Origin of the sequence: Pseudomonas sp. PA1(2017) (genome assembly GCF_001945375.1) — a bacterium.
Taxonomy (GTDB): domain Bacteria; phylum Pseudomonadota; class Gammaproteobacteria; order Pseudomonadales; family Pseudomonadaceae; genus Aquipseudomonas.
Map to the genome: position 1 here is coordinate 93,874 of NZ_MSXU01000001.1, position 20,178 is coordinate 114,051.

The 20,178-nt window shown below is 64.8% G+C and carries 22 protein-coding genes and 1 pseudogene; 4 read left to right on the forward strand and 19 right to left on the reverse strand.

Features of this window, described 5'->3' with window-relative positions; genetic code table 11:
* Positions 1 to 6: 6 nt before the first annotated feature.
* The 4 genes and pseudogenes from BVH01_RS00415 to exbB all read right to left on the reverse strand — a co-directional run.
* Positions 7 to 930 (reverse strand): hydrogen peroxide-inducible genes activator, encoded by a 924-nt coding sequence (locus BVH01_RS00415; RefSeq protein ID WP_075928452.1) that lies wholly within the window; start codon positions 928 to 930, stop codon positions 7 to 9.
* A gap of 142 nt (positions 931 to 1,072) precedes the next feature.
* Positions 1,073 to 1,816 (reverse strand): energy transducer TonB, encoded by a 744-nt coding sequence (locus BVH01_RS00420; protein WP_075928453.1) that lies wholly within the window; start codon positions 1,814 to 1,816, stop codon positions 1,073 to 1,075.
* Complete coding sequence (gene exbD, locus BVH01_RS00425; RefSeq protein ID WP_070885843.1) at positions 1,813 to 2,241, reverse strand: TonB system transport protein ExbD; 429 nt, start codon at positions 2,239 to 2,241, stop codon at positions 1,813 to 1,815. Before exbD ends, BVH01_RS00420 begins: the two co-directional genes overlap by 4 nt.
* A gap of 4 nt (positions 2,242 to 2,245) precedes the next feature.
* A pseudogene (exbB, locus tag BVH01_RS00430) lies at positions 2,246 to 2,998 on the reverse strand (tonB-system energizer ExbB); the annotation flags it as partial.
* 547 nt (positions 2,999 to 3,545) lie between these two features.
* Here exbB and BVH01_RS00435 point away from each other — a divergent pair.
* Positions 3,546 to 4,403 carry an NAD-dependent epimerase/dehydratase family protein gene (locus BVH01_RS00435; RefSeq protein WP_075928455.1) on the forward strand — a complete coding sequence of 286 codons (858 nt, stop codon included), beginning with the start codon at positions 3,546 to 3,548 and terminating at the stop codon, positions 4,401 to 4,403.
* Positions 4,404 to 4,443: 40 nt separating this feature from the next.
* Here BVH01_RS00435 and BVH01_RS00440 read toward each other — a convergent pair whose 3' ends face one another.
* The 5 genes from BVH01_RS00440 to BVH01_RS00460 form a co-directional block, all read right to left on the reverse strand.
* A complete protein-coding gene (locus tag BVH01_RS00440) occupies positions 4,444 to 4,824 on the reverse strand; it encodes a RidA family protein (RefSeq protein WP_013789416.1) in 381 nt (126 codons plus the stop codon).
* Between the two features lie 377 nt (positions 4,825 to 5,201).
* Positions 5,202 to 7,310, reverse strand: coding sequence for a bifunctional GTP diphosphokinase/guanosine-3',5'-bis pyrophosphate 3'-pyrophosphohydrolase (spoT, locus tag BVH01_RS00445; RefSeq protein WP_075928456.1), 2,109 nt, complete (start codon positions 7,308 to 7,310; stop codon positions 5,202 to 5,204).
* Positions 7,311 to 7,370: 60 nt separating this feature from the next.
* Complete coding sequence (rpoZ, locus tag BVH01_RS00450) at positions 7,371 to 7,634, reverse strand: DNA-directed RNA polymerase subunit omega (protein ID WP_013789418.1); 264 nt, start codon at positions 7,632 to 7,634, stop codon at positions 7,371 to 7,373.
* A 177-nt stretch (positions 7,635 to 7,811) separates the two neighbouring features.
* Positions 7,812 to 8,432 (reverse strand): guanylate kinase, encoded by a 621-nt coding sequence (gmk, locus tag BVH01_RS00455; RefSeq protein WP_075928457.1) that lies wholly within the window; start codon positions 8,430 to 8,432, stop codon positions 7,812 to 7,814.
* Between the two features lie 109 nt (positions 8,433 to 8,541).
* A complete protein-coding gene (locus BVH01_RS00460; RefSeq protein ID WP_075928458.1) occupies positions 8,542 to 9,405 on the reverse strand; it encodes a YicC/YloC family endoribonuclease in 864 nt (287 codons plus the stop codon).
* 163 nt (positions 9,406 to 9,568) lie between these two features.
* On the opposite strand from BVH01_RS00460, the gene rph reads away from it, so the two are divergent.
* From rph to BVH01_RS00475, 3 genes are all read left to right on the forward strand, one after another.
* Positions 9,569 to 10,291 (forward strand): ribonuclease PH, encoded by a 723-nt coding sequence (gene rph, locus BVH01_RS00465; protein ID WP_075928459.1) that lies wholly within the window; start codon positions 9,569 to 9,571, stop codon positions 10,289 to 10,291.
* A 26-nt stretch (positions 10,292 to 10,317) separates the two neighbouring features.
* On the forward strand, positions 10,318 to 10,692 hold the full coding sequence (locus BVH01_RS00470) for a DUF4870 domain-containing protein (RefSeq protein ID WP_075928460.1): 375 nt from the start codon (positions 10,318 to 10,320) through the stop codon (positions 10,690 to 10,692).
* A gap of 132 nt (positions 10,693 to 10,824) precedes the next feature.
* Complete coding sequence (locus BVH01_RS00475; RefSeq protein ID WP_075928461.1) at positions 10,825 to 11,823, forward strand: hypothetical protein; 999 nt, start codon at positions 10,825 to 10,827, stop codon at positions 11,821 to 11,823.
* Positions 11,824 to 11,829: 6 nt separating this feature from the next.
* On the opposite strand, the gene BVH01_RS00480 is transcribed toward BVH01_RS00475, so the two are convergent.
* The 10 genes from BVH01_RS00480 to proC form a co-directional block, all read right to left on the reverse strand.
* Positions 11,830 to 12,153, reverse strand: coding sequence for a DUF3392 domain-containing protein (locus tag BVH01_RS00480; protein WP_070885853.1), 324 nt, complete (start codon positions 12,151 to 12,153; stop codon positions 11,830 to 11,832).
* A 78-nt stretch (positions 12,154 to 12,231) separates the two neighbouring features.
* Positions 12,232 to 13,386: a radical SAM family heme chaperone HemW gene (hemW, locus tag BVH01_RS00485; RefSeq protein WP_139317756.1), complete on the reverse strand. Its 1,155-nt coding sequence runs from the start codon at positions 13,384 to 13,386 to the stop codon at positions 12,232 to 12,234.
* Positions 13,387 to 13,470: 84 nt separating this feature from the next.
* Positions 13,471 to 14,064, reverse strand: a complete 594-nt coding sequence (rdgB, locus tag BVH01_RS00490) for an RdgB/HAM1 family non-canonical purine NTP pyrophosphatase (protein ID WP_041705675.1) — start codon at positions 14,062 to 14,064, stop codon at positions 13,471 to 13,473.
* Entirely contained in the window at positions 14,061 to 14,465 is a 405-nt protein-coding gene (locus BVH01_RS00495) for a DUF4426 domain-containing protein (RefSeq protein ID WP_075928462.1), read from the reverse strand. Before BVH01_RS00495 ends, rdgB begins: the two co-directional genes overlap by 4 nt.
* Before the next feature lie 8 nt (positions 14,466 to 14,473).
* Positions 14,474 to 15,094, reverse strand: coding sequence for a methionine biosynthesis protein MetW (gene metW, locus BVH01_RS00500; RefSeq protein ID WP_075928463.1), 621 nt, complete (start codon positions 15,092 to 15,094; stop codon positions 14,474 to 14,476).
* A 2-nt stretch (positions 15,095 to 15,096) separates the two neighbouring features.
* Positions 15,097 to 16,236 (reverse strand): homoserine O-acetyltransferase, encoded by a 1,140-nt coding sequence (locus BVH01_RS00505; RefSeq protein WP_075928464.1) that lies wholly within the window; start codon positions 16,234 to 16,236, stop codon positions 15,097 to 15,099.
* 123 nt (positions 16,237 to 16,359) lie between these two features.
* Positions 16,360 to 18,342 (reverse strand): dynamin-like GTPase family protein, encoded by a 1,983-nt coding sequence (locus tag BVH01_RS00510; RefSeq protein ID WP_075928465.1) that lies wholly within the window; start codon positions 18,340 to 18,342, stop codon positions 16,360 to 16,362.
* 109 nt (positions 18,343 to 18,451) lie between these two features.
* Positions 18,452 to 18,748, reverse strand: coding sequence for a DUF167 family protein (locus tag BVH01_RS00515; RefSeq protein ID WP_075928466.1), 297 nt, complete (start codon positions 18,746 to 18,748; stop codon positions 18,452 to 18,454).
* A gap of 4 nt (positions 18,749 to 18,752) precedes the next feature.
* Positions 18,753 to 19,343 carry a YggT family protein gene (locus BVH01_RS00520; RefSeq protein WP_075928467.1) on the reverse strand — a complete coding sequence of 197 codons (591 nt, stop codon included), beginning with the start codon at positions 19,341 to 19,343 and terminating at the stop codon, positions 18,753 to 18,755.
* Between the two features lie 11 nt (positions 19,344 to 19,354).
* Positions 19,355 to 20,173, reverse strand: a complete 819-nt coding sequence (gene proC / locus BVH01_RS00525; RefSeq protein WP_075928468.1) for a pyrroline-5-carboxylate reductase — start codon at positions 20,171 to 20,173, stop codon at positions 19,355 to 19,357.
* Positions 20,174 to 20,178 lie beyond the last annotated feature (5 nt).

The following is a 20,178-nucleotide window of genomic DNA, read 5'->3' on the forward strand; positions in this document are numbered from 1 at the left end:
CGGTCCTCAGGCGTTACGTGGCAGTGGCTTGGCGACCGAGCACAGGCGGATGGAGTCGGCCAGCACTTCGATGGCCTTGGGGCGCGGGAAGCTGGCACGCCAGGCGATGGCCACGGTGCGGAAGGGGGCTGGCGGGCTGAGCGGGCGAACTTCTATCACGCCGGGTGCGTAATGGTGGCTGTCGACGGCCGAGAACGGCAGGATCGATACGCCGAGGCCCGAGGCGACCATGTGGCGAATGGTTTCCAGCGAACTGGATTCCACCGTGGTGTGCTTGGCGTGTTCCTCGCCCTTGCGCAGCGTCGGGCAGGCTTCCAGTACCTGGTCACGGAAACAGTGGCCTTCGCCGAGCAGCAGCAGGCTCTTGTCGTTGAGCAGCTTGGTGTCGATGGTCTGCATGGCCGTCCACGGATGATCCGCCGGCAACAGCGCGTAGAAGGGTTCGTCGTACAGCGGCAGGGTCAGCACGTCGGCTTCCTGGAACGGCAGGGCGACGATGATCGCGTCCAGTTCGCCGGTGCGCAGCTTGTCGCGCAGCACGTGGGTGAAGTTTTCCTCGATGTACAGCGGCATCTGGGTGGCCACGCGGTGCAACTGCGGGATCAGATGAGGAAACAGGTACGGACCGACGGTATAGATGGCGCCAATCTTCAGCGGCGCGGCCAGCTGGTTCTTGCCGGCCTGGGCCAGCTCGCGGATGCCCTGGGCCTGTTCCAGCACCTTCTGCGCCTGGGTGACGATGCCCTCGCCGACGGGAGTCAGGCGCACGGCGCTCTTGCTGCGCTCGAAGATCAATACGCCGAGTTCGTCCTCGAGTTTCTTCACGCCCACCGACAGCGTGGGTTGGCTGACGTGACAACGCTCCGCCGCGCGGCCGAAGTGCTGTTCCTGGGCGAGCGTCACGATATAGCGCAGTTCGGTGAGGGTCATAGTCTTAATCCATTGAGATGGCGCCAAGCATAGCCGCTGTCTTCAATGGAACCAACCATTCAGGGTGCTCAAGAGATGTCCGCCGCACGCGGCTTGTAAAAGCGCTGCCCCGGCGGGTGCCGGGGCAGAGGCAGGGCTGGGGTCAGCGGCCGCGGCCGCGCTCCAGCGAATAGACGAACGGGGCGACGATTTCGATGCTGCCGTTCTTCAGCACTTCCGCGGGCGGCTTGGGCAGCGGCTGCGCGCGACGAATCATCTGCAGGGTGGCCCGATCCAGTGATGCACTGCTGGACTTGCCCACCAGCGTGTACGACAGCACCTTGCCGTCGGCATCGACCACGAAACGCAGGCGATTGACCCCCTCGAGGCCGCGACGACGCGCGTCTTCGGGGTAGCGCTTGTACTTGGCCAGGTGGGCCAGCAGTTCGCTCTGCCAGGTTCTTTCCGCCTTGCTTGGCGAACTGACCGGTGCCTGCTGCGGTGCGGCCGGTTTGGCTTCTGCTGGGGCTGGCGGTGCTGGCGGCGCCTCTTCTGGCGGCTGCTCCTGAGGCTCCGGTGGCTTGGGTTCGGGCGGCTTGGGTTTCGGCGGCTTTGGCTTGGGCTTCGGCTTGGGCGGTGTGACCGCCAGCGTGGGCTTCGGCGCTTCGGCGATTTTCGGCTGCGGCTCGGGCTCCTCCGGAACCACTTCCGGTGGCGGCGGCGGTGCAGGCTTGGGCGCAGCTGGCGGCAAGGGCTCCAGCTCGACGATCATCGCCGCTGGTGGCGGTAGCTCGATGGGCGTTGCCTGGGGCTGCCAGTACATGGCCCAGAGGAACAGGCCAACGTGCAGCCCAACCACGATGACCAGGCTGGCGCCCCAGGAAAACGTGCGGCTGGATTTCTTCATTGCGCGCCGACCGTCTCCAGGCCAACCAGGCCGATCTTCAGGTAACCAGTGCCGCGCAGGGTGTCCATGACTTCCATCAGGTCGCCGTATTCGACGCCCTTGTCACCGCGCACGAAAATGGTCTTTTCCTTGTCGTTCTGGGTCAGCTTGTCCAGGGCGGCGCCGAGCATGGCAGGCTGCACCTCGTCGTTGTCGAGGAACAGCTTCTTGTCTTCCTTGATGCTCAAGTAGATCGGCTTCTCCGGCCGCGGCGCCGGCTTGGCGCTGGAGGCGGGCAGGTCGATCTTGACGTCGACGGTGGCCAGTGGCGCGGCGACCATGAAGATGATCAGCAGCACCAGCATCACGTCGATGAAGGGCGTGACGTTGATCTCGTGGTTTTCCTGGAGATCGTCGCCGCCGTTTTCGTTGAGATGAAGCCCCATGGTCTTAACCCACCTTGACCACGTGAGGCTGCTGGGCGCGATCATGGCCCGGCAGCATGTCCAGGTCACGGCTCACCAGCAGCAGCACCTGGGCCGAGGCGTCGGCGACCTGGGCCTTGTAGGCACTGATCGAGCGCGAGAAGGCGTTGTAGATGATCACAGCCGGAATCGCCGCGACCAGGCCCAGTGCGGTGGCCAGCAGGGCTTCGGCGATGCCGGGGGCGACCACCGCAAGGTTGGTGGTCTGGGTTTTGGCGATGCCGATGAAGCTGTTCATGATGCCCCAAACGGTACCGAACAGGCCCACGAAGGGCGCGGTGGAACCGATGGTGGCGAGCACGCCGGTGCCCTTGCTCATGTCACGACCGCAAGCGCCGACCAGGCGCTCGAGGCGGAAGCTGACGCGCTCCTTGATGCCTTCCTTCTCGCGGCTGGTGGCCGAGAGTTTCAGCTCTTCGCGAGCGTCCTCGATGAGGATTTCACTGAAGCTGTGCTTGGCGCGGGCTTGATCACTGGCCTGGGCCAGGTTGCGCGCGCCCTTGAGCTCGACGATCTCGCGGCGCAGGCGGCGGCGTGCAGTCACCAGCTCGATGGTCTTGGCGATCCAGATGGTCCAGGTGAGGATCGAGGCCAGCACCAGGCCGATCATCACGCTTTTCACGACCACGTCGGCGCCCTGGTACATGCCCCACGGCGACAGGTCGTGGAAGGCTTGCTCGGCTTCGACGGCGGCGTCGTTGTCAGCGGCGAGTTTCTCGAGAGAGCTGCTGAATTCGCGAAGCTTGTCGATGGTTTCCTGAGACGCGCCCTTTTCCAGAAGGAATTGGTCGCGAGTCTGATTCACTTGCTCAGGTGTGGCATCGGGGCCGAGCGCATCGATTCTGGCCTGCATTTCTTCCACAAGGCCTGGGTCGACTGCTGGTATGGCCGGCGGCGCATCGGATTGTGCGGACGGTTGCTGGGCGCTGGTGCCGGCAGCGGTTTGAGCGCTGGACGCAGGTTGTGCCGGCGCCGACTGATCAGCAAAGCCCGCGATTGGGGCCAGTATCAGGCTGAGCAGAAGGGCAAGAGAGGCGCCGAGGCGTTGCGGCCGTGCGGCGACGTTGGTTGGCTTGGCGCTATGGGCGATAGAGTTCATGCTTGCCGGACCTAAATGTGAGGGCGGTGACCTGCGCTGCCATGAGCGGCGCGGAAAAAAAGGCTAAACATTATTGCAAGTAATTCTTGTTCATGAAAGCGTTAGTGTAACTTTATTACGTTTGTGAGTGCTTTTTTGAGTACTTGCCAGGCTGAGAGAGGATCGGATGAGCAAAGTTGCGAGGGTGCTGATCGCCGGTTGCGGTGATGTGGGTGGTCGGCTGGCCGTGCGCCTGCATGGCGCGGGCTGGGAGGTCTATGGCATGCGCCGCAGCGTGTCCGAATTGCCCGAAGGCATCGTGCCGGTAGCCGGTGATCTGCACCGCGCCGATTGCCCCGACCAGTGGCCACGCGCAGAGCTGGACTATCTGGTGTACAGCGCCGCCGCCACCCAGCATGACGAAGCGGGCTATCGCCAGGCTTACGTCGATGGGCTGCGCCACGTGCTGGGCTGGTTGCAGGCCCGCGGACAGCTTCCCAAGCGGCTGCTGTTCGTCTCCAGCAGTGGGGTCTACGGTCAGGCCGGGGGGGAGTGGGTCGACGAGACGTCGGCAGCCGAGGCGCAGGGCTATTCGGGGCGGATCATGCGCGAGGCCGAGCAGGTGGCCTGGAGCAGCGGTGTACCCGCTACCGTGGTACGCCTGACGGGTATCTACGGGCCGGGTCGTGAATGGCTGCTCAAGCAGGTGCGCTTGGGCTATCGGGTGTCGGTCGAGCCGCCACTGTTCGGCAATCGCATTCATGCTGATGACGCCGCCGGTCTGCTGGCCTTTCTGCTGCAGGCGGATCTGGCGGGCAAAGCGCTGGACGATTGCTACATCGGCGTGGACGACGAGTCGGCGCCGCTGCATGAGGTGGTCGGCTGGCTACGTGAACAGCTCGGGGTCGAACACTGGGCCGAGGATTGGGCAGTGCGCCGCTCCGGCAGCAAGCGCTGCAGCAACGCACGGGCCCGGGCGCTGGGCTGGGTGCCGCAATACCCCAGCTATCGCGAGGGCTATGCCGCCGTATTGCGGGAGCGCTGAAGGGAGCGCCCGGAGCCGGCGCTCCGGGCTTGCGGCAAGGTCAGTCGATGACCAGAATGCCGTCCATTTCCACCTGGGCGCCTTTTGGCAGGGCGGCCACGCCAATGGCGGCGCGCGCCGGATAGGGCTGCTGGAAGTAGCGGCCCATCACTTCGTTGACGGTGGCGAAGTGGGAGAGGTCGGTGAGGAAGATGTTCAGCTTGACCACGTCCTTGAACGAACCGCCGGCGGCCTCGATCACCGACTTGAGGTTCTCGAAGACCTGCACGGTCTGCGCTTCGAAGCCTTCCACCAGTTCCATGGTCTTGGGATCCAGCGGGATCTGCCCGGACAGGTAGACGGTGTTGCCGGCCTTGATGGCCTGGGAATAGGTGCCGATGGCGGCTGGGGCCTTGTCGCTGTTGATGACGCTCTTGCTCATGGAGAACTCCTTGATAGGGCAGCCTCAGGCTGCAAGACGAACGCAGGCAGGCTACAGGCTGGCGTTCGCCGCCTCAAGCCAAGACCCGCGTCGTTGCGCCTTTTGGATAGGCGATGACGCTTCCAGGTAGTCATAAGAACCTGTTCATGATCTTTCAGACCAGATCGTCGATTTTGGCAGCTAAGCGGCGGGGCGGCCGGGCGCTTCCATAGGATGGATCGGTGATTGCCTGTGGGAGCGGGCGGGGACGCCCAGTTCATGCCCGCGATTTCTCGCGCGCATGGCGCGCTCCCACAGTAGATCGGCGAACGGCAGCTTCTGCCTTGTAGTTGCCGCTTTATGCGCATAAAGATCGTTGAGGTGAGTTATGCGGCGCGTCAGGCTTTCATGCGGGTGATGCGCATGACGCCGGGCAGGGTACGCAGCTTCTTGATCACCCGTGCCAGGTGCACGCGGTCATGTACGCTGACCACCAGTTGGACGACGCTGACGCGGCCGTCGCGCTCGTCCATGCTGATCTTCTCGATGTTGCCATCGGCGGCATTGACGCTGCCGGCCAGCAGCGCGATGAGGCCGCGCTGGTGCTCCAGTTCGACGCGCAGTTCGACGTTGAATTCGCCCGTGACATCCTTGGCCCAGGCCAGCTGGATGCATTTCTCCGGGTTGTGGCGTACTTCGCTGATGTTCCGGCAGGTGTCCATGTGCACCACCATGCCCTTGCCCGCCGAAAGGTGGCCGACGATCGGGTCGCCCGGGATCGGCGTGCAGCACTTGGCGTAGCTGAGCACCAGGCCCTCGGTGCCGCGAATCGCCAGGGGGCCTTCGGCGTTGGGCAGTTCCTCACCGTCACTGGCCAGCAGGCGGCGCGCCACCACGTAAGCCATGCGGTTGCCCAGGCCGATGTCTTCGAGCAGGTCGTCGAAGGTTTCCAGGCGGTATTCGTTGAGCACGGCCAACTGGCGTTCGGCGGGTACTTTGTCGAGATGGCTCTCGAAACTCGCCAGTACCTTGTTGAGCAGGCGCTCGCCGAGGTTCACCGATTCCGAGCGGCGCTGCAGCTTGAGTGCGTGGCGGATATGGGTGCGCGCCTTGCCGGTGACCACGAAGTTCAGCCAGGCCGGGTTGGGGCGAGCGCCCGGCGCGCTGACGATCTCCACCGTGGAACCGCTTTCCAGGGCCTGGGACAGCGGCGCCAGGCGGCGGTTGATGCGGCAGGCAATGCAGGTATTGCCGACGTCGGTGTGCACTGCGTAGGCGAAGTCCACGGCCGTGGAGCCTTTTGGCAGCTCCATGATGCGACCTTTGGGCGTGAACACGTAGACCTCGTCCGGGAACAGGTCGATCTTCACGCTCTCGATGAATTCCAGCGAGTTGCCGGCGCGCTGCTGCAACTCCAGCACGCCCTTGACCCACTGGCGGGCGCGGGCGTGGTTGCCCTTGGGCAGCTCGTCCTCGCTGGACTTGTACAGCCAGTGTGCGGCGATGCCGTTGTTGGCCATCTCTTCCATTTCGCGGGTGCGGATCTGGATCTCGATGGGCACGCCATGCATGCCGAACAACGTGGTGTGCAGCGACTGGTAGCCGTTGGCCTTGGGAATCGCTATGTAGTCCTTGAAGCGCCCCGGCAGCGGCTTGTACAGGTTGTGCACGGCGCCGAGCACGCGGTAGCAGGTGTCGACCTTGTCGACCACGATGCGAAAGGCATAGACGTCCATGATCTCGTTGAACGACTTACGCTTGCCGCGCATCTTCTGGTAGATGCTGTACAGGTGCTTCTCGCGGCCTACCACTTCGCCGCTCAGGCCTTCGCGTTCGAGGCAGTGCAGCAGCGATTCCTCGATGCGCGTGACGATTTCCTTGCGGTTGCCACGGGCGCGGCGCACTGCGGCGCGGATGCGCTCGGAACGCATCGGGTGCATGGCCTTGAAGCCCAGGTCTTCGAATTCCACGCGCATGCTGTGCATGCCCAGCCGGTTGGCGATGGGCGCGTAGATCTCCAGGGTTTCCTTGGCGATGCGCCGACGTTTCTCGCCGGACAGCACTTCCAGAGTGCGCATGTTGTGCAGGCGGTCGGCCAGCTTGACCAGGATCACGCGGATGTCGCGCGCCATGGCCATGGCCATCTTCTGGAAGTTCTCGGCCTGCGCCTCGGCCTTGGTCTCGAAGTTCATCTGGGTCAGCTTGCTGACCCCATCCACCAGCTCTGCCACGGACTCGCCGAACTGCGCGTGCAGGGCTTCCTTGGCGATGCCGGTGTCTTCGATCACGTCGTGCAGCATGGCGGCCATCAGGCTCTGATGATCCATGTGCATGTCGGCGAGGATGCTGGCCACGGCCAGCGGATGGGTCACGTAGGCCTCACCGCTGCGGCGGCGTTGCCCGTCGTGCGCCTGTTCGGCGTAGAAGTAGGCGCGACGAACGAGGTTGACCTGTTCGTCGCCCAGGTAGCCCGAAAGCCTGTCGGCGAGGGCGTCTATGCTCGGCATGGGAGGCTCCCCTGCCGTGCATTGTGCACCTGCGACGTACGCTTTCGACCCGGCATAGGCTTACAGAGGCTCGTTCGCCTCTTCCTCGAAGGCTGCGAACAGCGGTTCTTCTTCGATGATGTCTTCCTGGGCGACGATCTCGGCGTCTACCAGGCCGCTGGCGATTTCACGCAGGGCGACCACGGTTGGCTTGTCGTTTTCCCACGCCACTTTCGGCTCTTTGCCGCCGGTTGCGATTTGACGAGCGCGCTTGGTGGCGAGCATGACCAGCTCGAAGCGGTTATCGACGTTGTCCAGGCAGTCTTCAACGGTAACGCGGGCCATGGTGTTCCTCGTAGCGAATGCAAATTTAGCTGGGCCCGAATGGGCGAGCGGACTGAATAGTCTAGAAAAACGCCAGCATTAAGGGAAGCGAAACTCGCCGAGAGGCACGAGTTCGCGACGCAGAAAGGGGTTTTCGCGGCCTGAAAGGGCGGTTTTGCGCCGCCCATCGGCTTCGCGTCAGGCCAGCAGCTCGCTCAGCAGCCCGGCGTGGCGCTGTTGTTGTGCAGACTGCAGCAGCTGGTTGGCGCGGAAAACGGCTTTCAGATCGCTGAGCGCGTGGCTGAAATCATCGTTGATCACCAGGTAGTCGTATTCGACGTAATGGCTCATCTCGCTGACCGCTTCGCGCATGCGTTGCTCGATTACTTCGCCGCTGTCCTGGCCGCGGCCGGTCAGGCGATGACGCAGCGCTTCGAGGGTTGGCGGCAGGATGAAGATCGACTTGGCCTGGGGCATCAGGCGACGCACCTGCTGCGCGCCCTGCCAGTCGATCTCCAGAATCAGGTCGATGCCTTCGGCGAGGGTCTTTTCCAGCGCGCGCTGCGACGTGCCGTAGTAATTGCCGAATACCTGGGCATGCTCCAGGAATTCGCTACGCTCGAGCATGGCGGTGAACTGCGTGTGATCCACGAAGTGATAATGCACGCCGTCCTGCTCGCCCGGGCGCATGCCGCGGGTGGTGTGCGATACGGACACGCGAATCAGCGGTTCGCTGTCGATCAGCGCTTTCACCAGGCTGCTCTTGCCGGCGCCCGATGGGGCGGAAATGATGTACAGCGTGCCGCTGGTGGTGCTCATGGATCTGTCCTGAAACGTTGGAGTCGGGAAGGCGCGTGGTCGGGGCCGGGCGCCGCTGTCTGGCTGTGTGCTGCGCCGCAATGGCAGCGCGGCTGTTTTCAACAGCTTGCTATTCGATGTTCTGAACCTGCTCGCGCATCTGCTCGATCAGCACCTTGAGGTTGACCGCCGCCTGGGTGCTGCGCGGGTCGAACGCCTTGGAGCCGAGGGTGTTGGCTTCGCGGTTGAGTTCCTGCATCAGGAAGTCCAGGCGGCGCCCGGCCGCGCCGCCGGCCTTGAGTACGCGGCGCACTTCGGTAACGTGAGTGCTCAGGCGATCCAGCTCCTCGGCGACGTCGCTCTTCTGGGCGAGCATCACCAGCTCCTGCTCCAGGCGCTGCGGGTCGAGTTCGGCCTGCATTTCGCGGCAGCGCTCGATGATCTTCTGGCGCTGGGCCTCGAGCATCTGCGGCACCAGCTCGCGCAGGGCGGCGACTTCCTCGAGCATGCTGTCGAGGCGCTCGCTGAGCAGCTTGGCCAGCTCGGCGCCTTCGCGGCCGCGGCCATTCTTCAGTTCGTCGAGGGCATTGCCGAACAGCTCCAGCGCAGCTTTGTTCAGCGCTTGAGGGTCGCTGCTATCGGCAACCAGTACGCCGGGCCAGCCGAGCACTTCCAGAGGGTTCAGCGGCGCGGGTTGCTTGATCAGCGCGGCGACGCTCTCGGCGGCGGCGATCAGCTGGGTAGCCTTGTCGCGGTCGACCTGCAGCGGTTTGCCGGCACTGTCTTCGGTAAAGCGCAGGGTGCATTCCACCTTGCCGCGCGACAAACCCTGACGCAGCGCTTCGCGCACCGCGCCTTCGAGATCGCGGAAGGCTTCCGGCAGGCGCAGGTGGGGTTCGAGGTAGCGGTGGTTGACCGAGCGCAGCTCCCAGCTCAGGGTGCCATTGGCACCTGCCTGCTCGGTGCGGGCGAAGGCCGTCATGCTGTGGATCATGCTGCTTACCTCGGCTTGCTGTAGGGCAAAGGCGGCGATTGTAGCGCACCGCGTCGTTGGCTCCCAAACCCCGTGCGGCGCCATCGGGCGGTCGCGGTCGCGGCGCGGTGGCAAGAGCCCCTATAATGCGCGGCAGATTCTACTTGAGAGCAGGTATTTGTTGATGAAACGTCCCAGTGGCCGCGCCGCCGATCAGTTGCGCTCGATCCGCATCACCCGCAACTACACCAAGCACGCCGAGGGTTCGGTACTGGTCGAGTTCGGCGACACCAAGGTGATCTGCACCGTCAGCGTCGAGCAGGGCGTACCGCGCTTTCTGAAGGGCCAAGGCCAGGGCTGGGTAACTGCCGAGTACGGCATGCTGCCGCGTGCCACCGGCGACCGTAATCAGCGTGAGGCCAGCAAGGGCAAGCAGGGCGGTCGCACCCTGGAAATCCAGCGTCTGATCGGCCGCTCGCTGCGCGCCGCACTGGACATGAGCAAGCTAGGCGAGAACACCCTGTACGTCGACTGCGACGTGATCCAGGCCGACGGCGGCACTCGCACCGCGTCGATCACCGGCGCCATGGTGGCTCTGGTCGATGCCCTGAAAGTGATGAAGAAGCGTGGCGGCCTGAAAGGCGGCGACCCGCTCAAACAGATGATCGCCGCCGTTTCCGTCGGCATCTATCAGGGTGAGCCGGTGCTGGACTTGGATTACCTGGAAGACTCTGCCGCCGAGACCGACCTCAACGTGGTGATGACCAGCGCCGGTGGTTTCATCGAGGTGCAGGGCACCGCCGAAGGCGCGCCGTTCCAGCCTGCCGAGCTGAATGCCATGCTGGCCCTGGCGCAGCAGGGCATGGGCGAGTTGTTCGCCCTGCAGCAGGCTGCGCTGGCCGAGTGATGTTTCGCTGACCGAGGAGAGCCGTGATGGATGAGCATAACGCCGTAACGCCTGCTGACGAGCCCGATCGGGATGCACGGCAGTGGGCGATGATCTGCCACTTCGCGGCCGCCCTCGGCTTCGTGTTCCCCTTTGGCAACCTGATCGGCCCGCTGGTGGTCTGGCAGGTGAAAAAGGATTCGCATGCCTTCATCGATGAGCAGGGCAAGGAAGCGCTCAACTTCCAGCTGACGGTAGCCATCGCCGGCATCTTCTGCCTGCTGCTGATGCTGGTACTCATCGGCTTCCTGCTGATGGGCCTGCTGTGCATCGGCACCGTGGTGCTGACCATCATCGGCGGAATCAAGGCAGGCGAGGGCAAGCACTACCGCTATCCGTTCTGCCTCAGGCTGGTGAAATGATCCTCGCCTGATCGAAGAGAAAGCCAGCAGATTGCTGGCTTTTTTATTGAAGTGTAACCAAGTGTTGATTCGCTTTAGGGTGACTTCTAAGCTCTGCCACGAAATCGGCTCACAGCGCTTACAAGGACACCCATGATCCCCATCAATCCACTGGCCATGATGCTCGGATCATTGTTCCTGCTGGTGTCGCTGGTTTGCGTCGCTGCGCTGCTGGCGTTGCTGGTCGCTTGCCTGAATGCCCGTTCGCGACGCTTCATTCGGGCGCATCCCTGGTGGTTTGCGTTGCTTGCCGTGTTTCTGGCCGCTGGCAGCCTGCCCACCGTCGAATTTCTGCGTTGGCAGGCCAGGCACTGGTTCGAGCAACGCGCGCTGAGCCCTCGGCTGGACAGCGAGCAAGCATTAGGTGAGTTGCTGCTGCCCGCTGGCACGCGGGTGTGGCTGGAACGCCTGGAGCCTGGCAAGAATCTCAGTGGCGAGCCCTTGCCCCACGGCTTGCAAAGCCTGCAGCGCGCCGAATTCGACGGGCAGCCGGCGGTGATAAGGGGCGCCGCCGTGCGGCGTCTGGATTTGGGCGACACGTTTGCCGAGGTCAGCCTGGTCGACGATGCGCAATTGGCCGGCTGGCAGTGCTCGGCACAGGCCCCAGTGACCTTCCGCTACGCCGCCGGCGCGCGTTTTGCGCCCGAGCAATGGCAACTGGAAAGTTGCACGCTGGCCGCCGGCAGCCAGGTGGCCGGCATCACCTGGCCGGGGCCGATGACCGTGCACGCGGTGCCAGAGGGCCGCTGGCAACTGGAAACCACCGACACGCCGGTGCGCTTCCAGGGGCTGAAGCTGCGGCTATGGAACCTGTGGCTCGATGGGCCTTACGGCGCGCTGCTGGATTGGCAGGCCGAGTTGACCGAACCGCTCGAGTTCGGCCCCATGCAGTATCCGGCGGCCACCCGGGTACGGGCCTTTCACGGCAACCTGCTGTTCAGCCCGCTGGTCGAAGCGCCTGGCGTCGAGCGCCTGAGTGGCAAGCCGATCGAGCCCGACCTGTCGGTCGAGCAGGATGCTGCCGGTGAGGTGCTGGGCACTCATCGCAATGGCGACGTTGGCGTGGTCGACTGGTTCAAGGTCGTGCCCTGAACCGGTTCAGCTGCGGTCGGCCAGCACACCGATCAGGAACATCACCACCAGCAGCACCGGCGCCAGGGTGTAGTTGTTGAAGTGGCCCAGCAGCTGGGTGAGCAGCGGCGTCAGGTAGACCAGCGCCAGGCCGTAGCCGACCACGCAGACCGCGACGAATATCAAGGTGCGCAGCACGAAATTGAGGCTGCCGATGCGTCCCTGTATCCAGGCATTGATCGCCGGGCCGAACAGCACCAGCAGGGTGGCCATGAGCCCCAGGGATATCTCGCTGAGGTGGCCGCGGCTCCAGCGTGACACGGTGGCGATCAAGTCCAGCACATAATCCATGGTTGTTCCTCAGACGTGACGATTGAATCCTGCTGCCTCGGATCATCCGGCGCGCCGTTGGTTCGCCGGGCGCGGCGATCAGGGCAGGAAGTACTGCAGCAGATCATTGAGAAACAACTGGCCTTCGCGGGTGGCTACCAGGCGCGTCGGTTCCGCTTGCAGCAGGCCGCGGCGCTGGGCCTGTTCGCGGGCCTTGGCCAGTTGCTCCACGGGCAGGCCCGTGCGTTGGCTGAACAGCTCGGCGCTGCAGCCATCGCTCAGGCGCAGCACGTTCATCAGGAACTCGAACGGCAATTCCTCGGCGGTGAGCAACCTTTCACCGGCGCTGTAGCGCTTGGCAGGGTCGAGATAATCCTTGGGCAGGCGGGTTTTCCAGGTGCGGCTGATCCGGCCATCCAGCGTACTCAGCTTGCCGTGGGCGCCGGCACCGATGCCGAGGAAATCACCGAAGGTCCAGTAATTCAGGTTGTGCCGCGCCATGCGCTCGGGTTGCGCGTAGGCCGATACTTCGTACTGGGCGTAACCGTGCTCGGCGAGCAGCGCCTGGCCAGCCTCCTGGATGTCCCATAGGGTGTCGTCCTCGGGCAGCACCGGCGGCTGGTTCCAGAACACCGTGTTCGGCTCCACCGTCAGCTGGTACCAGGACAGGTGGGTCGGCGCCTGGGCAATGGCGATGCGCAGGTCGCCCAGGGCGTCATCGAGGGACTGATCCGGCAGGCCATGCATCAGGTCCAGGTTGAAATTGTCGAAGCCGGCGGCGCGGGCCATGTCGGCGGCGCGCACGGCTTCATCACCGTCATGGATGCGCCCCAGGGCCTTGAGTTTTTCCGCCTGGAAGCTCTGCACGCCGATCGACAGGCGATTGATGCCCAGGCGCCGGTAGGCGGCGAATTTCTCCTGCTCGAAGGTGCCCGGGTTGGCTTCCAGGGTGATCTCGATATCGCCGGCGAACGGAATGCGCCGCTCCACGCCTTCGAGCAGGCGGCCCAGGGCCCTGGCGGAAAACAGGCTGGGCGTGCCGCCGCCGAAGAAGATCGAGGTCAGCGGGCGGCCGTGGGCCTGGGCCAGGTCAGCGTCGAGGTCGGCGAGCAACGCGTCGACGTAGGCCTCTTCCGGCAGGTTGGGGCCGGCGGCGTGGGAGTTGAAATCGCAGTAGGGGCACTTGCGCACGCACCAGGGAATATGGACGTACAGGGCCAGGGGCGGCAGTTGGAACACGGGCTTCTGGATCACGGCAGGGTGGTTGCGGGGCGCTATCGTGGCACGAGTTGGGCAAACTGCCAAAACGCGTGGATGAAGCGCCCCATTCGAAAGCGCTTACAAACCCAGGCGCTGCTTGAGCAGCTTCATGGCAATGGCGCGGTGGCTGAGCTGATTCTTGTCGGCCGCAGGCAGCTCTGCGCTGGAGCACTGGCGCTCCTCGACCCAGAACAGCGGGTCGTAGCCGAAGCCGTGCTCGCCGCGTGCCTCATGCAGGATGCGGCCATGCCACAGGCCCTCGCAGAGAATCGGCAGCGGGTCGTCGGCGTGTCGCACCAGAGCCAGGCAGCAGACGAACTGGGCGCCGCGCTCGGCGTCCGGCACTTCCTTGAGGGCCGCCAGCAGCTTGGCGTTGTTGGCGGCATCGCCCTGGCCATCGGCGTAGCGAGCCGAGTAGATGCCCGGCGCACCGCCGAGAAAATCCACCGCCAGGCCGGAGTCGTCGGCCAGCGCCGGCAGGCCGGACAGGCGCGAGGCGTTGCGCGCCTTGAGGATGGCGTTCTCGACGAACGACAGACCGGTTTCCTCTGGCTCCACCTGGCTGAACTCACCGACCGAGCGCAGGCGCACGCGGTCGCCGAGCATGGCTTGCAGTTCCTTGAGTTTGCCGGCGTTGTGGCTGGCGAGGACGAGTTCTGGAAAAGGCATCATGGCTCCGGAAAGAGTTCCTGGTTGAAGTCCAGGCGCTGGCCGTTCACCTGCAGGTTGAACAGCAGCACCTCACGGGATTCGATGGGAAACTGCGCCAGGTAGGAAACGAATTCGCCCTCGCGCTGTTCGACGAAGGTCAGCGCCTGGCCATGGCCCAGCACGTTCTTCACCTCGCCGCTGATCTCTGCTGCCGTCGGCTTGCCGCCGCGCAGCACGCTGATGTTCAACACCCCCAGCTTGGCGCTGCGCACCAGGCCGCTGGCCTGGGCGATCTGCGGTTGCAGGTAGCTGGCGTTGAAGGCGCTGTAATGCACCTGCAGGTCGCCAAGGCGCTGCATGCGGTTGTCGGCCAGTGCCGGCAGGCCCAGGCACAGGACGACCAACATGGCGAGCAGGCGCATGGGGCGGCCTAGTTGGCGATGCGCACGTCGTGCGCATTGTGGCCGCTGATGCGGTAGATGCCGATCTCGCCCAGCAGGTTCGGCCAGGCGCGGCTGGCCCAGCCATGCCGGTGCTCGCGGTCCACGGCCAGGCGGTCGAGCACCCGGGCGCTCTGCTGGTGGCACAGGCGCTCGAAGTCCTCGAAGGTGCAGAAGTGGATGTTCGGCGTGTTGTACCAGGTGTACGGGAGGAAGTCGGACACCGGCATGCGGCCCTTGCTAGCCAGGTACCAGCGGCAGCGCCAGTGACCGAAGTTGGGAAAGGTGATGATGCAGGTCTTGCCGACGCGCAGCATCTCGGCCAGCACCTTGTCGGGAAAGTGCAGCGCCTGCAGCGACTGGGTCATGACCACCACGTCGAAGCTGTCGCTTGCGAAGTTGCCCAGGCCTTCGTCGAGGTTCTGTTCGATGACGTTGACGCCCTTGCCGATGCACTGGGCGATCTTGTCCGGGTCGATCTCAAGGCCATAGCCGCTGACCTGCTTGTTGGCGCCCAGCCAGGCCAGCAGTTCGCCGTCGCCACAGCCCAGGTCGAGGACGCGGCTGCCGGCGGGAATCCATTCCTGGATGATCTCTAGGTCGGCTCGCATGCTTACACCTCGATCCGTTTCATGTAGCTGGCAAAACCCTGCAGGTAGCGGGGGATCGGTATCAGGAAGGCGTCGTGGCCTTGCGGCGCGTCGATTTCCAGATAGCAGACGTTCTTGCGGGCGGCGAGCAGGGCGTCGACGATTTCCCGCGAGCGGGCTGGCGAGAAGCGCCAGTCGGTGGTGAACGACATCACGCAGAAGTCCGCCTTGGCCTTGGCCAGGGTCTTGGCCAGGTCGCCGTCATGCTCGGCGGCCGGGTCGAAATAGTCCAGCGCCTTGGTCATCAGCAGGTAGGTGTTGGCATCGAAGCGCCCGGAGAACTCTTCGCCCTGATAGCGCAGGTAGCTTTCGACCTGAAACTCCACGCTGTGGAAGTCGTAGTTGAGCTTTTCGTTCTTCAGGCCGCGACCGAATTTCTCGCCCATGGCGTCATCGGACAGGTAGGTGATGTGCCCGACCATGCGTGCCAGCATCAGGCCGCGCTTGGGGATCACGCCCTGGTCCTGGAAGTGCCCGCCATGGAACTCCGGGTCGGTGAGAATCGCCTGGCGCGCCACTTCGTTGAAGGCGATGTTCTGCGCCGAGAGCTTCGGTGCCGAGGCGATGGCCAGGCAGTGGCGCACGCGCTCCGGGTAGCTGATGGTCCACTGCATGGCCTGCATGCCGCCCAGGCTGCCGCCAACCACCGCGGCCCACTGCTCGATGCCCAGCAGGTCGGCCAGGCGTGCCTGGCTGTTGACCCAGTCCTCCACGGTCATCACCGGGAAGTCGGCACCGAACGGCTTGCCGGTGGCCGGGTTGATGTCGGACGGGCCGGTAGAGCCGTTGCAGCCGCCCAGGTTGTTGAGGCTGACGACGAAGAAGCGGTTGGTGTCCAGCGGCTTGCCTGGGCCGATGCAACTGTCCCACCAGCCCGGCTTGCGGTCATCGGCACTGTGGTAACCGGCGGCGTGGTGATGGCCGGACAGCGCGTGGCAGATCAGCACCGCGTTGCTGGCGTTGGCGTTGAGCTCGCCGTAGGTTTCGTAGATCAGCTGGTAGTCGGCCAGGCTGCGGCCGCAGGCCAGCGCCAGTGGCTCGGAAAACCTGGCGATCTGCGGCGTCACCAGGCCAACGGAGTCTTGAGGAAAAACAGTCGACATCGACTCTGCTCGGCTAAGGAAGGTACGGGAAAGTGCAGCAGTCTAAAGAGCGCGCCTGTCAGCGGCAAGGAAACTGCTGGCCGCGCTGGCCGAGCCAGCTAACGCGGCGTATCCAACCGCCGGCTACTCGAGATTGCCGGCCGGGCGCGGCATGCCTTTGAGGGTGACCACCTTGGCCTGCCGCTGGATGGGTGCCGGGCGGCGCATCACGCGCAGCATGTCGCCGGCCTGTGCCAGCTGCTGCTTGAGCTCCTCCGCATACTGGGCCAGCTGCTGGTGGCGCTGGCGACCGTGCTGGGTGTCCTGGGCCAGGGCCTTGAGACGCAGCATGTGGCCTTCCAGCAACTGCTTGTGCTCCAGGGTGTGCTGCATCAGCGGCATCAGTGCCTCGTCGGCCCAGCGCTCGGCATCGCGGCGCAAGCGGCGGTGCAGGCCGATGACTTCCTGTACCAGGGTGGCGAAGAAGCGTCGGCCGAGACTGCGCTGCTCGGTCAGCAGGGTCTTGAGGCGCAGGCGGAAACGGTCGCCCTTCTTCTGCAGATGGCGTAGTTCGCGCACGTAGTCCGCCAATTCGAAGCGCGGCGCATCGACCGCCTGCAGCGGGTTCTCCTCGTTGTGCCGGCGGTAGATGGCCTCGACCATGCGGTTGGCCATGTCGGCATCGTGGGACAGGCTGTGCAGGTCGTCCTCGACCGCGGTGAAAAAACCGAGGATCGCCTGGTTGATGCCCAGGGTCGTCCAGGCACCATTGAGCTGGCGGCGCAGCTGGGCGAGGTGCGCTTCGAGCTTTTCCGCCTGGGCCGAGGTCTTCAGGCGCTCGCCTTGATTGCGCAGCAGGCGCTGGTTGGTGCGCAGCGCCACCAGGCGCTTGTGGTGCAGGGTGTGATCGTCCTTGGTACGGCTGGTCAGCTCCATGAGCATCTGGCCGTTGTCCTGGCGGCGCTCGTCGAGCAGTTCCAGCTGTTCGTTGACCTTGGCCAGGCGCAGGCCGAGCACGTGCTGGCTGTTGTTGAGCATGGCCAGCACCTGGCGCACCACGCGCTCTTCGAGCAGCCGTTCCTTTTGCGCCACGATGCGCTCGCAGAGCAGCGTCTCGAGTTCGGCCATCTGGCTGCGCGCCAGCAATGCCGGGTCCTGACGCACCTTGGCGAGCAGTGCCTGCTTGGCCGACAGCGGCAGGATGTCCCGGCCGGCGATGCCCAGGTGGCGGGCGGCCTGCATGCGCACCCGCTCGATGGCATTGGCCACGAAGGTGTCGCCGGCCAGGTCGTCCCACAGCACGTCGATCTTGTTCAGCACCGCGTACAGGCAGCCTTGGCGCTCCTCGTCGAGGGGCTGTACGTGCTGCTGCCAGATATCCAGGTCGCTGGCCGTCACACCCGTGTCGGCAGACAGCAGGAAGATCACCGCCTGTGCGCTGGGTAGCATCGACAGGGTCAGCTCCGGCTCGCAGCCCAGGGCGTTGAGGCCGGGTGTGTCGAGAATGCGCAGGCCCTGGCGCAGCAGCGGGTGGTCGAAGTTGACGATGGCGTGGCGCCAGGCCGGTACCAGCACCTGGCCGGCTTGCTCGGTGCTTTCCAGGTTGTCCGGGTGAAAACCCAGGGCGATGGCCTTCTCCACCGGCATGGCCTTGTTGGCAGCGACCTGGGCGAAGGCTTTGGCCATGCTGTCCGGGTCATTGGTGTCGAGGGCGACGTTCACCCAGTGGCGGGGCGTGCGCTTGAACTGCGCCACGCTGGCCTCGGCAATACGTGTCTCGATGGGTAGCAGGCGGATATAGGGCTGCGCGGCGCCCGGATCGAAAAGAATCTCGGTCGGGCACATGGTGGTGCGTCCGGCTTGAGACGGCAGCAGGCGCTGGCCGTATTCGGAGAAGAACAGGCTGTTGATCAGCTCGGTCTTGCCGCGGGAGAACTCGCCGACGAAGGCCAGGGTGATGTGGTCGGTGCGCAGCAGGCGCAGCGCCCGCTCCAGGCGTGCCTCGACGCCTTCGCTGCTCAGCCGGTTATGAGCCAGCCAGCTACGGTAGCGGGTGATCTCGCGGACCAGTTCGCGCTTCCAGGCGACATATGCATCGACCTGCTCACTGAGACGTTCCATGCTCATCGGTGGGTTCCCTGACAAGGCATCGGCTTCGATGCGGGCTGCCGAGCATTATGCGAGGGGCGCAGGCGGCGTCAATGGCGAGTGGGGCGCATTGGCACCTGATGGTCGTTCAGGACGGGCGAGCGGTCAGGCCGAGTTCGCCGGGCAATTTGCTGGGCGCCTGAATGCGCACCCGCTTCTGGCGGCTCTGCTGGCCGCTTTCCAGGCTGACCTGGCTCTTGGCGACACCGAAGGCTGCGGCCAGAAAAGCCAGCAGGTGGGCATTGGCCTTGCCGTCCACTGGCGGGGCGGTAAGGCGGATCTTCAGGCGTTCGCCATGCAGCCCGGCGAATGCATCGGCACTCGCCTTGGGCTGCAGGTGGCAGTCGAGGATCAGCGCATTGCCGTCCCAGCGAAAGAACGCCAAGGGTTCAGATCGCCAGGCTCAGGCCGCTGAACATACCGGTGCTGACCGCCAGGTTACGGATTACCAGCATGTCGATCAGGTTGAGGATCAGGAACGCCACGATGGGCGACAGGTCCAGGCCGCCCAGGTTGGGCAGGATGCGGCGGATCGGCATCAGCAGCGGCTCGCAGATCTGGTTGACCAGCAGGGCGGCCGGGTTGTGCGTGCCCTGGGCGACCCAGGAGAGGATCACGCTGATGATCAGGGCGAAGAAGAACACCTTGAGCAGCAGGGCGGTCACGCCGATGATCGACCACACCAGCACCAGCAGCGGGTCGCTGATGCCGACACCCATGAGCATCAGGGTCAGGGCCATCAGCACGAACTGGACGATCAGCGCCAGCACCAGCGAAGCCAGGTCGAGGCCGCCGAGGCTGGGAATGATACGGCGCAGCGGCTTGAGAATCGGGTGGGTGGCGCGCACGATGAACTGGCTGAGCGGGTTGTAGAAGTCCGCGCGGACCAGTTGCAGGATGAAGCGCAGCAGCACGATCAGCAGGTAGAAGCTGCCGATGGTCTGCAGGACGTAAACGGCTGCGGTGTTCAGACCGATCATTGATTGTCTCCTTATTGACCCAGTTGTTCGGCCAGCTCGGCCGAGCGCCGATCGGCGGCCTTGACGGCCTGCTCGACCAGGGCTTCGAAGCCGCCAGCCTGGAATGTCTTGATCGCCGCCTCGGTGGTGCCGGCTGGCGAGGTGACGCGGCGACGCAGCTCGGCGGCGTCGACGTCGCTGTTCAATGCCATCTGTGCGGCGCCCAGGGCGGTCTGCAGGGTCAGCTTGGCGGCAACATCGCGGGGCAGGCCGAGCTTCTCACCGCTGGCGGTCATCGCCTCGATCAGCAGGAAGAAATACGCCGGGCCGCTGCCGGACACGGCGGTCACGGCGTCGATCAGCTTTTCCTCTTCCAGCCACACCGCCATGCCGACGGCGCTGAGCAGTTGCTCGGCCTGCTGGCGCTGCGCGGCGCTGACCTGCGCATTGGCGTACAGGCCGCTGGCGCCCAGGCGCAGCAGCGATGGAGTATTGGGCATGCAGCGGACGATGGCCCGCGCGCCCAGCCAGTTTTCCAGGCTGGCGCTGGTGATGCCGGCAGCGATGGAGACGATCAACTGGCCGTCCTGCACATGGGGCGCCAGGTCGAGGCATACGTCCTTCATGACCTGGGGCTTGACCGCCAGGACGATCACGTCGGCGTCACGGCAGGCCTCGGCATTGCTGGCCACCACGTCGATGCCGTGTTCGGCGGCGATCTTCTCGCGCTGTTCGGCGCCACGGTCGCTGGCGCGGATGGCGCTGGCCGGCAGGCCCTGGGCGAGCAGCCCGCCGATCAGGCTGGCAGCCATGTTGCCGGCGCCAATGAAGGCGATACGGGGAGTGGTCATGGGGA

Coding starts and splice junctions, on each gene's coding strand:
- metW (WP_075928463.1), bottom strand. CDS start 15,094: ATGCGAGCCGACCTAGAGATCATCCAGGAATGGATTCCCGCCGGCAGC.
- BVH01_RS00435 (WP_075928455.1), top strand. CDS start 3,546: ATGAGCAAAGTTGCGAGGGTGCTGATCGCCGGTTGCGGTGATGTGGGT.
- proC (WP_075928468.1), bottom strand. CDS start 20,173: ATGACCACTCCCCGTATCGCCTTCATTGGCGCCGGCAACATGGCTGCC.
- BVH01_RS00470 (WP_075928460.1), top strand. CDS start 10,318: ATGGATGAGCATAACGCCGTAACGCCTGCTGACGAGCCCGATCGGGAT.
- rpoZ (WP_013789418.1), bottom strand. CDS start 7,634: ATGGCCCGCGTTACCGTTGAAGACTGCCTGGACAACGTCGATAACCGC.
- gmk (WP_075928457.1), bottom strand. CDS start 8,432: ATGAGCACCACCAGCGGCACGCTGTACATCATTTCCGCCCCATCGGGC.
- BVH01_RS00415 (WP_075928452.1), bottom strand. CDS start 930: ATGACCCTCACCGAACTGCGCTATATCGTGACGCTCGCCCAGGAACAG.
- BVH01_RS00420 (WP_075928453.1), bottom strand. CDS start 1,816: ATGAAGAAATCCAGCCGCACGTTTTCCTGGGGCGCCAGCCTGGTCATC.
- BVH01_RS00480 (WP_070885853.1), bottom strand. CDS start 12,153: ATGGATTATGTGCTGGACTTGATCGCCACCGTGTCACGCTGGAGCCGC.
- exbD (WP_070885843.1), bottom strand. CDS start 2,241: ATGGGGCTTCATCTCAACGAAAACGGCGGCGACGATCTCCAGGAAAAC.
- BVH01_RS00510 (WP_075928465.1), bottom strand. CDS start 18,342: ATGAGCATGGAACGTCTCAGTGAGCAGGTCGATGCATATGTCGCCTGG.
- BVH01_RS00505 (WP_075928464.1), bottom strand. CDS start 16,236: ATGTCGACTGTTTTTCCTCAAGACTCCGTTGGCCTGGTGACGCCGCAG.
- BVH01_RS00475 (WP_075928461.1), top strand. CDS start 10,825: ATGATCCCCATCAATCCACTGGCCATGATGCTCGGATCATTGTTCCTG.
- BVH01_RS00440 (WP_013789416.1), bottom strand. CDS start 4,824: ATGAGCAAGAGCGTCATCAACAGCGACAAGGCCCCAGCCGCCATCGGC.
- BVH01_RS00495 (WP_075928462.1), bottom strand. CDS start 14,465: ATGCGCCTGCTCGCCATGTTGGTCGTCCTGTGCCTGGGCCTGCCGGCA.
- spoT (WP_075928456.1), bottom strand. CDS start 7,310: ATGCCGAGCATAGACGCCCTCGCCGACAGGCTTTCGGGCTACCTGGGC.
- BVH01_RS00460 (WP_075928458.1), bottom strand. CDS start 9,405: ATGATCCACAGCATGACGGCCTTCGCCCGCACCGAGCAGGCAGGTGCC.
- rdgB (WP_041705675.1), bottom strand. CDS start 14,064: ATGATGCCTTTTCCAGAACTCGTCCTCGCCAGCCACAACGCCGGCAAA.
- BVH01_RS00520 (WP_075928467.1), bottom strand. CDS start 19,343: ATGATCGGTCTGAACACCGCAGCCGTTTACGTCCTGCAGACCATCGGC.
- rph (WP_075928459.1), top strand. CDS start 9,569: ATGAAACGTCCCAGTGGCCGCGCCGCCGATCAGTTGCGCTCGATCCGC.